This window comes from Bartonella sp. AA81SXKL, from assembly GCF_042196945.1.
Lineage (GTDB): Bacteria > Pseudomonadota > Alphaproteobacteria > Rhizobiales > Rhizobiaceae > Bartonella.
On sequence record NZ_JBHIRH010000151.1, the window covers coordinates 1 to 872 of the forward strand.

The 872-nt window shown below is 40.8% G+C and carries 1 protein-coding gene; it reads left to right on the forward strand.

Going from position 1 to position 872, the window contains the following annotated elements; genetic code table 11:
• Window positions 1-336 precede the first annotated feature (336 nt).
• Entirely contained in the window at window positions 337-855 is a 519-nt protein-coding gene (locus ACFINZ_RS10220; RefSeq protein WP_011181261.1) for a DUF1465 family protein, read from the forward strand.
• Window positions 856-872 lie beyond the last annotated feature (17 nt).

Here is an 872-nt window from a genome sequence, read left to right on the forward strand (position 1 = left end):
ACTATTTTTGCGATGTTTGGACAAATTGTAAAAACAGTGATGACAGGAACGTTTTTTTCCGATAGCCTCTTGATTATAAGTGGTATTGCTCTGCAATTTGGGGTCGCCTATTATTATGAAAAACGCCCATCTCTTCATCGGTTTTTCGCAAGAAAACCTCTCTGTTTGTAATGGCGTTCTATGACGCGTTAACCTTAGCATAAGAAGCACATTGCGCAAAAGTTTGAAAAGGGGTACTCATTAAAAAAAGCATTCTGTTCAGTAGGAAAGGAAACTTTTTATCCCTCATTTCGTTGAGTGTCGTGATTTTTGTGCTGATATTTGGAGTATAAAAGTGTGAGTGCATATAAACGTCCCTATGATGAACCTATTATTATGGTTGAGCATAATGCTTTTGACAATGCTTTTAACCGCCTCTACGAAGAAACAATGGCGCTGATTGAACAAACAGCAACTTATATTGATACGGAAGGCAAATTAGCAGCACGTTCTCTCTCTGCAGAAGTTTCTGCTCTTTATGCCAAAGAGGCGATGTATTTAAGTACACGGCTTATGCAAATCGCTTCTCAACTTCTCCTTCTTCGTGCAGAGCGCGAAGGAGAGATGTCACCAGAACAAATACAAAAAGAGCTCGCGAAAGTCTCGCTTCATACACCGACGCTGAAACTAGAAAGCGCTCATTGGCAAGAATTTCCAGAAGTTTTCCGCAACTTTGTTGCTCGTTCTCTTCGTTTAGAAGCACGCATGCAATATTTGCGCACTGGCAGAGAAGGTATCTCTTCCCCTGTTTTGGAGGACGAAAATCCGGTGGGCAAACAAATCGAATTGCTTAAAACGGCTTTTCGGCGCTCTTAGAAAATTTTGTATCTGTT